We start from the raw sequence: 13,630 nt of genomic DNA, 5'->3' as shown, positions 1-13,630 counted from the left end.
TGCCCGCTTGACGCCGAGCGGGTTCGTCAGCACTTCGTAAGATCTGCGCCGACGTCATGATTTGGTAAGCACCGCAACGGTTCCCGACCGTCCACGGCGGACTTACCGTTGGATCATGGACCCAGTCGATGTTGTGTTCCCGTGTCTGGACGAAGCCGCCGCCCTGCCCGGCGTGCTCGCCGCGCTGCCCCCTGGCTACCGGGCGATCGTGGTCGACAACGGATCGGTCGACGGCTCACCGGAGGTGGCCGCCCGCTGTGGCGCGACCGTCGTGCACGAACCCCGCAAAGGTTACGGAGCGGCCGTGCACACCGGCCTGGAACACGCGGAGACCGACGTCGTGTGCTTCCTCGACGCCGACGGGTCCCTCGACCCCGGTGAACTGCCCGCCCTGGTCGCCGCACTCGACCGGACCCGGCTCGCCGTCGGCAGACGTGTCCCCACCGGCCCCGGCGCCTGGCCATGGCACGCCCGCGCGGGCAACGCCGTCCTCGCCGCCTTGCTGCGCCGACGCGGACTCGCGGTCTCCGACATCGCCCCCGCCCGCGCCGTGCGGCGCACCGACCTGCTCGAACTCGGTGTGCGCGACCGCGCCTTCGGCTACCCGCTGGAACTGCTGCTGCTCGCCGCCCGAGCCAACTGGACCGTCACCGAACTCGACGTCGCTTACCGCCCGCGCACGGCGGGCACGAAGTCGAAGGTGTCCGGGTCCGTGCGTGGCACCGCCCGCGCGATCCGCGACATGGCGGTGGTGCTGCGATGACCTGTCTGCTCGTGCTCGCCAAAGCACCCGTCGCCGGGCAGGCGAAGACCCGGCTGAGCCCCGCGGCCACCCCGCGACAGGCCGCCGACCTCGCCGCGGCCGCCCTGCTCGACACCCTCGACGCCGTCCTGGCCACTCCCGGAACGATCCCCGTGGTCGCCCTCACCGGCTCCCTGCTCGACGCGAGCCGAGCTTGGGAACTGGCCGAACTGCTGCGCCGGTGCACCGTGATCCCGCAGCGCGGCACCCACTTCCCAGCCCGGCTCGCCGCCGCCCACGCCGACACCGCCACCCGCTACCCCGGGCGCCGAGTCGTCCAGATCGGCATGGACACCCCGCAGGTCACTCCCGCGCTGCTCGCCGAGGCCGCCCACCACCTCGACACCGCCGACGCCGCCCTGGGCCCGGCCGCCGACGGCGGCTGGTGGGCCCTGGCCCTGCGCGACCCAGTCCACGCCGACGTCCTACGGCACATCCCCACCTCCCAGGCGGACACCGGCACCCGAACCCTGCACGCTTTGCGGAGCAACGGCCTGACCGTGCGCGACCTGCCGGTGTTGTCTGATGTGGACACCATGGCCGACGCCACCATGGTCGCCGCGGGCATCCCCGAGACCCGCTTCGCCGCCGCACTCGCCCAGGTCGGGGCGACCGTATGAGTCAGGCCGCTGACCTGGAAGCCACCCACGGGGTCGATATCTTCGGCCCCACCCTGCGCGACACCGGGTGTTGGCTGGAGCTGGCCACCGGCGAACGCATCGAACTGTCCAGCGACCGCTGGCGCGCCACCGCCTGCCCAGCCGACGAGACCATGCTCGACCGGTGCGCCGGCCCCACCCTCGACGTGGGCTGCGGCCCGGGCAGACTCACCGTCGCCCTCACCCGCCGAGGCGTGCCCGCCCTCGGCGTGGACGTCTCACCCATCGCCGTCGCCATGACCCGAGCCCGCGGCGGAACCGCCCTGCGCCGCGACGTCTACGGCCCGCTTCCCGGGGAAGGCCACTGGAACCACATCCTGCTCGCCGACGGCAACATCGGCATCGGCGGCGACCCCGTACGACTGCTGCGCCGGCTGCGGGAACTGCTCACCCCGGGCGGCACCGCACTGATCGAAACCCACCGTCCCGGCATCGGCCTGCGGCCCGCCAGGGCCCGCCTCACCCAAACCGGCCCCTGGTTCGACTGGGCATTCCTCGGCGCCGACGCCGTCCCGGCCACCGCACGCGGCGCGGGCTTCGACGTGGGCTGGCTTGGACACCGGGAGGACCGGTGGTTTGCCGAACTGGTTCGGCGGTGACGGGAGTGGGCTCGGGCGTAGCCCGCCCACCTGCCCCGCCCCAAACGCAAGGGCCCACCCAAAACAGGCACCCCGATGCCCCACGCCCGCAGGCCTTCAAGACCGCGGGCACCAACGGTCAGAGCCGGCCGAACACGGTCAGCCAGATGCGGCTCGCCGCAAAGGAAACGCCATGTCGAAGCCGGTGATCCGGTTCCAATCCCCAGCCCACGATGAACGGGTCAGCTCACGAATCGGTATCTGGCTCGCCGTGGCGTTCGGGGTCTGCTTCGTCACCGGGCTGATCAGCCACGGCATCCAGCACTCCTGGTTCTGGTGGCCAAGCCGACCGGTCCATCTGTACCACCTCACCCAAGGCCTGCACGTCACCTCCGGAGTCGCGGCCATCCCGCTGCTGCTGGCGAAGCTGTGGAGCGTCTACCCGAAGCTGTTCGAACGCCCCCTGGTCCGCTCGGTCCCGCACGCCCTGGAGCGCGGGTCGATCCTCGTGCTGTCCGGCGCGGTGTTCTTCGAGACGGTCACCGGGGTCTTCAACGTCGCGCAGAACTACCTGTGGGGGTTCTACTTCCCGACCGCGCACTACGCCGTCGCGTGGGTGGCGGTCGGGTCGATCCTGGTGCATGTCGCGGTGAAGTTGCCCGTGGTCCGGCGCGGGCTGGCGCGGCCGGTCGACGGGTCGAGACGCCGGTTCCTGCGCACGACATGGCTGGCGTCGGGCGTCGCGGTCCTCGCCACCGCCGGCGGCACGGTCGCGTTCCTGCGCCCGGTGTCCCCACTGTCGACCCGCTCGGACCGCGGCCCGCAGGGTGTTGCGGTGAACCGGACAGCGCGGGCCGCCGGGATCGTCGTGCCCGAGGACTGGCGGCTGGAAGTGTGGGCGCCCTCAGGCATCCGCAGGTTCACCCGGGCCGAGTTGGCCGCGCTGCCACAGACCACCGCGCGCCTGCCGATCGCCTGTGTCGAAGGCTGGAGCGCCACCGCCGACTGGACCGGCGTCCCCGTCGCCGACCTGCTGCGGCTCGTCGGCGTCGCACCGGGGGCGGCGGTGCGGGTCGAGTCGCTGGAGCCGACCGGGCTGTACCGGGCGAGCACCCTGCCCGGCCCGCACACCGCCGACCCCGACACGCTGCTCGCGCTGCGGATCAACGGTGAGGACCTCGCCCCCGACCACGGCTATCCGTGCCGGATCATCGCACCCAACCGCCCGGGCGTGCTGCAGACCAAATGGGTGTCCCGCCTGGAGGTCCGATGAGGACAGTGCTCGCCGTCGCCGGACTCGCCGCCCTCGCCTGGGGCGGCTACCTGCTCGCGGAGTTCGCCCTCGCCTCCACCCGCGACGCCTGGCATGCGGGGCTGTGGTTTCTCGGCGGCCCCATCGCCCACGACGCGGTGATCGCACCCGTCGTCGGAGCCGCCGGCCTGGTGATCGCCACCCGCCTGCCCACGCACTGGCGTACCCCGGTCGCCACCGGCGCGGCGGCCACGGGGGTGCTGGTCCTGCTGGCGGTGCCGCTGCTGTGGCACCCGCTCGGCGTCCCGGAGAACCCGGGCCTGCACGACCGCGACTATCCGCTCGGCCTGATGATCGCGTTGTGCCTGGTGTGGGCGGCCGTGGTCGCCGCCGGACTCGTGGCCGGGTACCGGCGACGCCGGACATGACAAAGGCAAGGAGTTCACCCACTCCTTGCCACCTCCAACGTATAGCGCACCGGGGGTCTTGCCGCAAGGGCCGGGTGGTGCCGCAGACTTTCCGGCCGTAGCCGCAAAGTTGGGGGATTCATGATTGACGTGATCGTGGCTGGTGCCGGACCCACCGGTTTGATGCTGGCCGCCGAGTTGCGCCTGCACGGCGTCAACGTGGTCGTACTGGAGAAGGAGCCGGAGCCGACCAACGTCGTCCGCGCGCTCGGTCTGCACGCGCGCAGTGTCGAGGTGATGGACCAGCGTGGGCTGCTGGACCGGTTCCTCGCGCTCGGGACGCGGCACCCGCTGGGTGGTTTCTTCGCGGGTATCGCCAAGCAGGCACCGCAGCGGCTGGACACCGCGCACCCGTACGTCCTCGGCATCCCGCAACCCACCATCGACCGCCTGCTGGCCGAGCACGCGATCGAGGCAGGCGTGGAGATCCGGCGCGGCCGTGAGTTGGTCGGGTTGAGCCAGGACGACGACGAGGTGGCCGTCGAACTCGCCGACGGCACCACCCTGCGCGCGCGTTACCTCGTCGGCTGCGACGGCGGGCGCAGCACGGTGCGCAAGGTGGTCGGCATCGGGTTCCCCGGCGAGCCCAGCCGGGTCGAGACCCTGCTCGGCGAAATGGAACTGACCGCCTCGCCGGAGACGCTGGCCGCCGTGATGGCCGAGGTCCACAAGACCCAACGCCGGTTCGGCGCCATGCCGCTGGGGGACGGGCTGTACCGCGTCGTCGTGCCCGCGGAAGGGGTCGCCGAGGACCGTACTGTCCCGCCGACCCTCGAGGAGTTCACCACGCAGCTGCACGCCTGGGGAGGCACCGACTTCGGTGTGCACTCACCGCGTTGGCTCTCCCGCTTCGGTGACGCCACCCGCCTGGCCGAGCGCTACCGCACCGGCCGGGTCCTCCTCGCGGGCGACGCCGCGCACATCCACCCGCCGACCGGCGGGCAAGGCCTCAACCTGGGCATCCAGGACGCGTTCAACCTCGGCTGGAAACTGGCCGCCGAAGTCAACGGTTGGGCCCCCCAAGACCTACTGGACACCTACGAGGCCGAGCGGCACCCGGTCGCCGCCGACGTCCTGGACAACACCCGCGCGCAGATGCAGCTCATGTCCACCGACCCGGGCGCCCAGGCGGTGCGCAGGCTGCTCTCGGAACTGATGGACTTCGATGACGTGAACCGGCACCTGATCGAAAAGATCACCGCGATCGGAATCCGCTACGACTTCGGGGAAGGCCACGACCTGCTCGGAAAGCGGCTGCGGGACATGGCTCTCAAGCGCGGCCGCCTCTACGACCTGATGCACACCGGCCGAGGGTTGTTGCTCGACCAAACCGGAAGGCTCTCGGTGCCGGGCTGGGAAGACCGGGTTCGTCACGTCGTCGACCTCAGCGAGGAACTCGACGTGCCCGCCGCGCTGCTGCGCCCGGACGGCCATGTGGCCTGGGTCGGCGAAGAGCGCGAAGACCTACTCGGGGCGCTGCGGAAGTGGTTCGGCGCCGCCTGCTGAGCGCGCCCGGTCGACCCGGGCGGTGCCGCGGTCACAACCACGAGGCGTGAATGCCCATAAAGCCGGCGGTCGACAACGAACGCGTCGGCGGCGGATAGGCCCGGGCTGCGATGGGCCCGGGCTGCGATGGGTGTGGCGGTGCGCGGGCCAAATGGCGGAATTTCGACCTGAAACGATGGCACGCCAGCCCGAGAGGCATGGTCACGCTGGGCGGAATGAGCTGATGAGGGCGCCGGGGCTCACGATCCGTGACTACGACCAGGCAATCGTGATTGCCTTTTGCCGCGATCCCAGGTCAGGCTTGTCGTCGACGCGTGACGCTGGATCTGGGACTGGTTGCGTGATCGACCGAACCGAAGTCGATCACGCTCTGTGCTCGGTGTCCATGCGCTCCGCGTGGCGAGGCAACCCGCGACAAAGGAGCCACTGTTCACCCGCCGCGCAAGAGTCGACAATTCCCATCGGGACTGATGTGAATGAATTTGACGGCCGACCGTCACCCGAAATTCGCGGCCACTCGGACTATTTGCGGCGGCCGATCGGACTATTATGGTGGGTGATGGGGGACACGCTTGTGTGGCACCCTGACCGTGACTATCATCATCCCGGGCTTCGGGGGCTCGGGGTGAATTCGTATTTTTCCGCCTGCACTTTTTCGAGTGCGGCTATTCGACACAATGATCGCGAGTCCGGTGTCAATTCTTCTTGATGTCACATTGCGTGACGGCGGTTATGTCAACGGGCACGGTTGGACTCTCGGCGAGGCCGAGTCCATCGTGCGCACCGTCGGCCTGGTCGGTGTCAACTGCGCCGAGGTCGGCTATCTGCGCGACCAACACGACGCCCGCAGGCCTTCGGCGAGTTGCCCGCCCGCCTACCTGGCCGCATTGGCAGCCGTGGCCGAGCGGCCCGCGCTCGCGGTGATGGTGCGGCCCGGCGAAGTGTCGCTCGACCGGATCGCCGAACTGCCGCACCAGGGCGTGTCGATGGCGCGCGTGCTCGTCGCGGGCGGTTCGATCACGAGGGCCGAGCCCTACGTGGCCGCCGCGCGCGCGGCGGGCCTGGATGTGGCCATGAACCTCACCAGGGTCAGTGAGCGCTCCCCGGACGAGGTCGCCGCGGCCACCGCCGCCTGCGCCGCCGCGGGCGCCCATGTCGTCTACCTCGCCGACTCGAACGGCAGCCTCGACTCGGAGAGGGTGTCCACCCTGGTGGCCGCCGCGGTCGGGGCGAGCGAGGTGCCGGTCGGCTTCCACGCGCACGACAATCTGGGCCTGGCCTACGGCAACGCCAAGGCCGCGCTGACCGCGGGGGCGACAGCGGTCGACGCCTCGATCGGGGGCGTCGGCAAGGGCGGCGGCAACCTGCGGCTGGAGGTCATCGTCGCGCACCTGATCGTGCGACACGGGGCGAAACTGCGTTTCGACCCGATCGCGGCCGACCGAACCACCCTGGCCACCCAATTGCGGATGCTCGCCGACGACACCTCGAAATCGGTGCTCACCGGCATGCTCGACGTCAATCTCGACGGAGCGGACCACTTCTACGACCTGGTCGCCACCCAGGGCTACGACGCGGCCGTCCAAGCGCTCACCGAACGGACGCGCACGACCGCGATATCGGCGGCAACCGCGTGCGGGGCTGAGAACCACCTCGAAAGGAACACCCAGATCCATGACTGACTTCGTCGCCGAGCTCGACCGCATGATCGGCGAGCGCAAGAAGATGACCAGCGAGCTGTACCAGACGATCCTCGGTGGCAAGGCCACCGAGCGGCTGCTGCAGAACTTCGTGCTGCACCGCTGGCCGATCAAGAGCTTCTGGACCCGCAACATCCTGGGCATCGCCTCCCGGATCGAGGACTACCGCCTGCGCGTGCTGTTGGTGGAGAACATCTACGAGGAGGAGACCGGTGCGCTGTCGAACTCCGGGCGCCACCTCGACACGTTCGCCGATTTCGGCGCCGCGGTCGGCCTGACCGCCTCGGACCTGGAGAACCCGCCGGTCGCGCCCGAGACCGCCGCGGTCATCGAGCACAACGTGCGGGTCTGCAACGGCGGCACCCACTTCACCGAGGGCGTGGCCTCGGTGCTGCTGCTCATGGAGGGCCAGCCGCCGATCGTCGGCGGCGACGGCAAAAGCATGCTCTCGGTGATGCGCGACGTCTACGGCCTGCCGGAGAAGGGCTACGAGTTCTTCGTGCACCACGCCTCGGCCGACGAGGGTGAGGACGCGGTCAGCGAGCTGGAGGACGAGCACGCCGCCGCGGCCCGCGAACTGCTTCACCGCTACTGCGACACCCCGCAGCTCAAGGAGAACGCGATCGCCGCGCTGGCCAACGCGCTCGAGCTGCGGCACCGCCACTTCGACATGATCCTGTCGACCTCGTACGACCCGGCGGAGCCCATCTTCCGCTACGGTCAGTGACCTTCGCCGTCGGCGGCCAGACGAAGACCCCCGTCTGGCCGCTGGCCCACCACCGCGGCGAGTTGGTGCCGCGCGAGCAGGCGACGCTGCCTGTGGCCAGCATCGCGCTGCGGTACGGCGTGTCGGTGTTCGAGGGAATCCGCGTCTACCAGCAGGACTCGGGCGGCGTCGCGGTGTGGGCGCTGGGGCCGCATCTCGACCGGTTGCGTCACTCCTGCCGGACCATGGAGCTCGACGAGTCCCTGTGCGACGAGGTGCCCGCGATCATCGACGAGCTCATCGCCACCCAGGGCGTCGCCGAGGACGGGTACGTCCGCGTCGCGGTCAGCGCGGTGAACGCAGGCGGTATCGATGAAGCGGCGGAGTCCGCGCTCACGGTGACGATCACCCCGTCCGGCCGCAAGCGCTGGCTCGCCAAGGGCGAGGGCGTCCGGCTCGCGGTCAGCGACTGGCAACGGCCGTCGGACGCGGTGTTCCCCAGCGCGGCCAAGAACATCTCCGCCTACGCCGGCCCGAGGCTCGCCCTCACCGAGGCGAAGCGGGCGGGGTTCGACTCCTGCGTGCTGCGCACGGCCGACGGTCTGATCAGCGAAGCCCCCACGGCGACGCTGTTCCTTGTCGAGGACGGAAACCGGGTCGTCACACCGCGGCTGTCCGACAACGTGCTGCCCGGGGTGACCCGGGCCTGGGTGCTGGCCGCGGCGCGCGCACTGGGTTTCAGCGCGGTCGAGGACGCGGTCACCGAGGAGCGGCTGCGCGCCGCCGACGAGGTCGTGCTCTGTGGGACCGGACTGGAGTTCGGCCCGGTGCGCGAGGTGGCGGGCGTGCCGGTGTCCAGGTGGCCCGTGTGCCCGGTGACCACCGCGCTCATCGACGCCTACTTCGACCAAGCCCGCGGCCGCTGCGCGCCGACCCCCATCGAGCTCGCGTTGCCCGCGGGCGGCCCGAGATGACCGTGGCCGGACTGCTCGACTGGCCCGCGGCGCTGCTGGCCACCCACGCGGCCGTGGCGCACCCGGAGCGGACCGGCACGGTTGTCGCCGCGGCGCTGACCGACGCACCGGTGTTCCGGAACAAGGCGTTCCCGCTCTCGCCGGTCCCGGTGTTCGTCCGGCACGACCGCGCGGAACTGCTGGCCGAGCCGCTGGCCCGTTACGTCGAGCTGCTCGGCACCGTGGTCGCCCGGTACCGCGAGCACGCGGAGGTCCGCGCGTTCTACGGGCTGGGCGCGGCTGCCGACCGGCTCATCGACGCCGACCGCGCGCTCGGGGACGCCCCATGGGTGTGCCGACTCGACGGGTACCTGGAGGCGGGTACCGAGCGGCTGAAAGTGTTGGAGAACAACGCGGACTCGCCCGCGGGCACGCTGTTCACCGCCCGGGTCAACGAGACCGTCGCCGCGATCGGGCGCACGTTGTCCGACGCGCCCGCACCCACGGACCTCACCTACACCGGTGAGGACCGCTTCACCGACGCGCTGCGCCAGGCGGCACGCGAGTCGGGTCGCTGCGACAATCCGGAGCACATCGCCGTCCTGCAGCCCGCGGGCTCGCCCAACGTCGAGAGCGTGGAGCTGGTCGCGCGGATGCGGGCAGTCGGGATCGACGCGTTCCTCGCGGACCCGCGGGCGATCGAAGTCGACGGCGCGGGCGTCCGGTTCGACGGCAAACGCGTGGACCTGGCCTGGAACAAGGTCAACACTGACTCGTGGCGCGCCTACTGCGCCGACAGCGGGTTCGTCGGGCTGTGGGAGCGCGCGGTCCGCGACACGGCCCTGGTGCACGTGAACCCCTTCGGGTCGCGGTACGTGGCCGAGAACAAGTTGACGCTCGCGTTCGTTCAGGAGCCCGCGTTCGCCCACTTGTTCACCGCCCAGGAGCGGGCACTCGTGACCGCGCTGCTGCCCTGGGCGCGCAAGCTGACCTCCGACGCCGTCGACGACGACGGCACACCACTGGCCGAGCGCCTGCTCGAAGACCCCCGCGGCTTCGTGCTCAAGCAGCACTACGACATCCGCGGCGACGGCGTCACCATCGGTTTCGACTGCCCGCCCGATCACTGGCGGGCCATGGTGGCCCACGCGCTGCGCGAGGGGCACGTGGTGCAGCGCAAGGTCGCCCCCACCACGTACCCGGTCGTCGAAGCGGGCACCGACCAGGTGCACGCCATGCCGATCAGCCTCGACACCTACCTGTTCGGCGGGCGGATCGCGGGCTTCGGCTCGAAGGCCAGCCGAAACTCGAAGATCAACATATTCCAAGGAGGCCAGAAGTTGGCTGTCCACGTCATCGCCGGTGGTGACCGATGAGCGACACCGGCCACCCCCTGGCCCACCACGGCACCGCGGCGGTCAGCGACGCCCTCGACCTCGCCGGCGTGTCCAGCACGCTCTGGGGTGTGCGACGGCTCTCCGGCTCCGGCATGGTCGTCGGCCCCGCGTTCACCGTCCGGTTCGAGCCGGTCGCCGACGGCGTGCCCGCGCCCGCCGCGGACTTCATCGACGACGTGCCGTCGGGCGCGGTCATCGTCATCGCCAACGAGGGCAGGCACTGCACGGTGTGGGGTGACATCCTCGCCGAGGTCGCCGTCGCCAAGGGCGTCGCGGGGACCGTGATCGACGGCTACTGCCGCGACATCGACGGGATCCGCGACATCGGGTACTCGATGTGGACGCGTGGGACGTTCATGCGCTCGGGCAAGAACCGGGTGCGAATGGTCGCCACGCAGCAGCCGGTGACCGTCGGTGCCGACGGCGACCAGATCACCGTACGGCCGGGTGACCTGGTCGCCGCCGACGGCAGCGGTGTCGTCGTCGTACCCGCGAACCTCGTCGACGATGTGGTGGACACCGTGTCGCGGGTGGCGGCGATGGAGCAGCTGGTGCTGGCCGACGTCCGGGCGGGCAAGCCGCTGCGGGTGGCCCGCGCCGAGCACGGGTACAACGACGTCGCCCGGCGAATCGCGGCGGGGAAGCCCTCGTGACCGGAGTCGCGGACCTACTGCGCACCCGCCGCAGCGGCGGTCGCATCCTCGACGACGCTCCCAGCGACGACGAGATCACCGATCTGCTCGCGCTGGCCATGAACGCCCCCGACCACGCCGCCCTGCGGCCGTGGCGGATGGTGGTGCTGCGCGGCCCGGCCCGGCAGCGGCTGGGCGACGCGCTGGCCGACGCCCAGGGCGCGACCGGTGCGGAACGGGAACGGGCGGCGGCCAAGGCGCTGCGCGCGCCGCTGCTGCTCGGCGTGGTCCTCGTCCCGAAGCCACACCCCAAGGTTCCCGAATGGGAGCAGCTCGCCGCGGCGACCGCGGTGGTCACCCACCTCGGCCTGCTGCTGCACGAGGCGGGCTGGTCATCGATCTGGCGGACCGGCCCACTGGTCGATGCCGCGCAGGTTCGGGCGGTCATGGCGGCGGCACCGCAGGAGAAGCTGCTCGGCTGGCTGTACATCGGCAGGCCGGACCCGCACGCGCCCAAGCCCGAGCGCCCGGTCGGCGACGCGCGGGCGCACCTGAGCGTCCTGCCCGCGGTCAGGACGAACCTGGTGACCGCGCGATGAGCGGCGGGGGCGCGGAGAGCACCGCGGTGGCGGGCAAGCCAAGGTTGGGCTCTGGGTTCAACCGGTTCTGGCTGGCCGCGGGCCTGTCGGGGGCGGGTGACGGCATCTCGCTCGCCGCCGCACCACTGATGGCCAGCAAGCTCACCGACGACGCCCGGCTGATCGCCGGGGTCACCATGGCGCTCACCCTGCCCTACGTGGTCTTCGGCATCCCCGCGGGCGTGCTGGTGGACCGGTTCGACCGCAGACGATCGATGGCGGTCGTCGACTTCGTCCGCTTCGGCGCGGTGGCCACCTTCACGCTCGCCGTCCTTCTCGGACAGCCTTCGCTCGCGCTGCTCTACCTGGTCTTCTTCGTCATCGGCACGGGCGAGACGTACTTCCGCAACGCGTCCCAGGCGCTGGTGCCCAGCCTCGTGCCGCGCGAAGCGCTCATGCACGCCAACGGCAGGCTGGTGGCGACCCAGAACGCCACCACCCAGTTCATCGGCCCGATGGCCGGTGCGGCGCTGTTCCTCGTGGCGGCCTGGCTGCCGTTCGGCGTGGACGCCATGACGTTCCTGGTGTCGGCCGTCCTGCTGAGCACCCTGCGCCCCGCCGAGCAGCCAGAGGCATTCCTCGCCGCCCCGTCGCCCAAAGGCGCGCTCAAGGGCCTGCTGGGCGACATGACCACCGGGGCGAAGTGGCTGTGGCGGCACCGGCTGCTGCGCAACCTCGCCGCGATGGCGGGCTCGCTCAACTTCGTCGCCTCCGGGGCCATGGCGGTGCTGGTCGTGTACGCGCACGACACCTTGGGCCTCAACGATTTCGGCTACGGCGCGCTGCTGGCCGCCGAGGCGGCGGGCGCGGTGCTGGCCGCCCCGTTCGCGCCCGCGCTGGTGCGCCGGATCGGCCGGGACCACGCCCTGGTGGTCGTCGCCGCCGCGCACGTGGTGGCCTTCCTGGTCCTCTGGCTGGTGCCGATCTGGTGGACCACGGTGCTGGCCTTCTTCGTCGCCGCCTGCGGGGCGGTCACCTGGGACGTCGTGGTCGTCGCACTGCGGCAGACCCTGATCCCAGACCGGTTGCAGGGCCGGGTCAACAGCGCGTACCGGCTGGTCGCGTGGGGCGCGATCCCACTGGGCGCCGGGGCGGCGGGCGTGGTCTCGCACGCGTTCGGCCCGCCCGCGGTGTACGGCTTCGGCGCCGCCGTCATGGCGCTGGTCATGGTTCGAATGCTGGTCGGCGCCCGCCGCCGGTGGATCACCAACGCACTGGAGGCAGCGGCGTGACCGCGCAGCACGCTGAGGGCGTTCGGCACGCCGACAACGTCTTCGATCTCACCGCCGCGCTCGTCGGGATCGGCTCGGTCAGCCGCGAGGAAGCACTCCTGGCCGGCCTGGTCGCCCAGCGGCTGCGGGAACGCGCGCCCCACCTGTGGGTCACCAGGGTCGGCGACAACGTGGTGGCACGCACCGAGCGCGGCCTGCCGACCCGGGTGCTGCTCGCGGGCCACCTCGACACCGTCCCCGGTTCGCCGCCCGCCGAACCACGACGCGACGGCGACACCATCGCCGGACTCGGCGCGGTCGACATGAAGGGCGGTGTCGCGGTGATGCTGATGCTCGCCGAACTCGCCCGGGACGCGCCGCACGACCTGACCTTCGCCTTCTACGACAAGGAAGAGATCGGCTCCCACCAGAGCGGAATGCGGGTGCTGTTCGACGAACACCATGACCTGGTGGCCGCGGACGCCGCGGTGCTGCTGGAGCCGACCGGCGGACTGATCGAGGCGGGCTGTCAGGGCAACCTGGTGGTGGAGTTCGAATTCACCGGCGCCCGCGCGCACACCGCCCGCCCGTGGCAGGGCAGCAACGCCGTGCACCGGGCCACGGCCGCGCTGGGCCGGTTCGCCGCGTTCGACCCGCCGCCGGTGGAGATCGACGGGCTGCTCTACCGGCAGTCCGTGTCGGTCGTCGCGGTCTCCGGGGGAGTGCAGGGCAACGTCGTCCCAGACCGCTGCACGGTCCGGGTGAATTTCCGCCACGCCCCGCACACGAGCACCGAAGCCGCTGTCGCGCAGCTCAAGGCACTCGCCCCTGAGGCGGCGGACGCGCGGGTCCTGCTCTGCTCGCCGCCCGCCCCGCCCGCACTGACGCACCCGGTGCTGCGCACGCTGCGCGAGACCGGCGACCTGCCGGTGCGGCCGAAGCTGGGATGGACCGACGTCGGCCGCTTCGCCGCGCACGGCATCCCCGCGCTGAACTTCGGCCCCGGCGACCCGGAGTTGGCGCACACCCCACACGAGGTCGTCACCCGCGACGCCCTCGACCACTGCTTGGCCGTGCTGCTGGCGTTCACCGACGCCGCGCTCGCCGCTACCGTCTGACCGACCCGACT

The 13,630-nt window shown here is 71.4% G+C and carries 14 protein-coding genes; all 14 read left to right on the top strand.

From position 1 onward, the window contains the following. Nucleotides 1-115: 115 nt before the first annotated feature. The 14 genes from GPZ80_RS02840 (at nucleotide 116) to dapE (ending at nucleotide 13,619) form a co-directional block, all read left to right on the top strand. Nucleotides 116-763: a glycosyltransferase family 2 protein gene (locus tag GPZ80_RS02840; RefSeq protein ID WP_187218148.1), complete on the top strand. Its 648-nt coding sequence runs from the start codon at nucleotides 116-118 to the stop codon at nucleotides 761-763. Further along, nucleotides 760-1,422, top strand: coding sequence for a TIGR04282 family arsenosugar biosynthesis glycosyltransferase (locus GPZ80_RS02835; protein WP_187218147.1), 663 nt, complete (start codon nucleotides 760-762; stop codon nucleotides 1,420-1,422). The genes GPZ80_RS02840 and GPZ80_RS02835 overlap by 4 nt, the downstream gene beginning before the upstream one ends. Further along, the gene (locus GPZ80_RS02830) at nucleotides 1,419-2,060 is read left to right on the top strand and encodes a class I SAM-dependent methyltransferase (RefSeq protein ID WP_187218146.1); all 642 of its coding nucleotides are present in this window, start codon (nucleotides 1,419-1,421) and stop codon (nucleotides 2,058-2,060) included. The genes GPZ80_RS02835 and GPZ80_RS02830 overlap by 4 nt, the downstream gene beginning before the upstream one ends. A gap of 172 nt (nucleotides 2,061-2,232) precedes the next feature. Then, on the top strand, nucleotides 2,233-3,312 hold the full coding sequence (locus GPZ80_RS02825; RefSeq protein ID WP_187218145.1) for a molybdopterin-dependent oxidoreductase: 1,080 nt from the start codon (nucleotides 2,233-2,235) through the stop codon (nucleotides 3,310-3,312). Continuing rightward, nucleotides 3,309-3,719: a hypothetical protein gene (locus tag GPZ80_RS02820; RefSeq protein ID WP_187218144.1), complete on the top strand. Its 411-nt coding sequence runs from the start codon at nucleotides 3,309-3,311 to the stop codon at nucleotides 3,717-3,719. The genes GPZ80_RS02825 and GPZ80_RS02820 overlap by 4 nt, the downstream gene beginning before the upstream one ends. 120 nt (nucleotides 3,720-3,839) lie before the next feature. After that, nucleotides 3,840-5,264 carry a rifampin monooxygenase gene (gene rox / locus GPZ80_RS02815; protein ID WP_187218143.1) on the top strand — a complete coding sequence of 475 codons (1,425 nt, stop codon included), beginning with the start codon at nucleotides 3,840-3,842 and terminating at the stop codon, nucleotides 5,262-5,264. 692 nt (nucleotides 5,265-5,956) lie between these two features. Beyond that, nucleotides 5,957-6,946, top strand: coding sequence for a hydroxymethylglutaryl-CoA lyase-like TIM-barrel protein (locus GPZ80_RS02810; protein ID WP_187218142.1), 990 nt, complete (start codon nucleotides 5,957-5,959; stop codon nucleotides 6,944-6,946). Continuing rightward, nucleotides 6,939-7,691: an iron-containing redox enzyme family protein gene (locus tag GPZ80_RS02805; RefSeq protein ID WP_187218141.1), complete on the top strand. Its 753-nt coding sequence runs from the start codon at nucleotides 6,939-6,941 to the stop codon at nucleotides 7,689-7,691. The genes GPZ80_RS02810 and GPZ80_RS02805 overlap by 8 nt, the downstream gene beginning before the upstream one ends. Beyond that, the gene (locus tag GPZ80_RS02800) at nucleotides 7,688-8,644 is read left to right on the top strand and encodes an aminotransferase class IV (protein ID WP_187218140.1); all 957 of its coding nucleotides are present in this window, start codon (nucleotides 7,688-7,690) and stop codon (nucleotides 8,642-8,644) included. The genes GPZ80_RS02805 and GPZ80_RS02800 overlap by 4 nt, the downstream gene beginning before the upstream one ends. Continuing rightward, the gene (locus tag GPZ80_RS02795; protein ID WP_187218139.1) at nucleotides 8,641-9,999 is read left to right on the top strand and encodes a hypothetical protein; all 1,359 of its coding nucleotides are present in this window, start codon (nucleotides 8,641-8,643) and stop codon (nucleotides 9,997-9,999) included. The genes GPZ80_RS02800 and GPZ80_RS02795 overlap by 4 nt, the downstream gene beginning before the upstream one ends. Further along, on the top strand, nucleotides 9,996-10,673 hold the full coding sequence (locus GPZ80_RS02790; RefSeq protein ID WP_187218138.1) for an RraA family protein: 678 nt from the start codon (nucleotides 9,996-9,998) through the stop codon (nucleotides 10,671-10,673). The genes GPZ80_RS02795 and GPZ80_RS02790 overlap by 4 nt, the downstream gene beginning before the upstream one ends. Further along, nucleotides 10,670-11,251, top strand: coding sequence for a nitroreductase family protein (locus GPZ80_RS02785; protein ID WP_187218137.1), 582 nt, complete (start codon nucleotides 10,670-10,672; stop codon nucleotides 11,249-11,251). The genes GPZ80_RS02790 and GPZ80_RS02785 overlap by 4 nt, the downstream gene beginning before the upstream one ends. Further along, nucleotides 11,248-12,522: an MFS transporter gene (locus GPZ80_RS02780; protein ID WP_187218136.1), complete on the top strand. Its 1,275-nt coding sequence runs from the start codon at nucleotides 11,248-11,250 to the stop codon at nucleotides 12,520-12,522. The genes GPZ80_RS02785 and GPZ80_RS02780 overlap by 4 nt, the downstream gene beginning before the upstream one ends. Continuing rightward, nucleotides 12,519-13,619, top strand: a complete 1,101-nt coding sequence (gene dapE / locus GPZ80_RS02775) for a succinyl-diaminopimelate desuccinylase (protein WP_187218135.1) — start codon at nucleotides 12,519-12,521, stop codon at nucleotides 13,617-13,619. The genes GPZ80_RS02780 and dapE overlap by 4 nt, the downstream gene beginning before the upstream one ends. Nucleotides 13,620-13,630 lie beyond the last annotated feature (11 nt).

The sequence above is a fragment of the Actinokineospora xionganensis genome (assembly GCF_014323725.1).
In the GTDB taxonomy this organism is placed as follows: Bacteria; Actinomycetota; Actinomycetes; order Mycobacteriales; family Pseudonocardiaceae; genus Actinokineospora; species Actinokineospora xionganensis.
The sequence above is the reverse complement of the archived record's forward strand: the minus strand, read 5'-3'. Positions and strand labels throughout refer to the sequence as shown.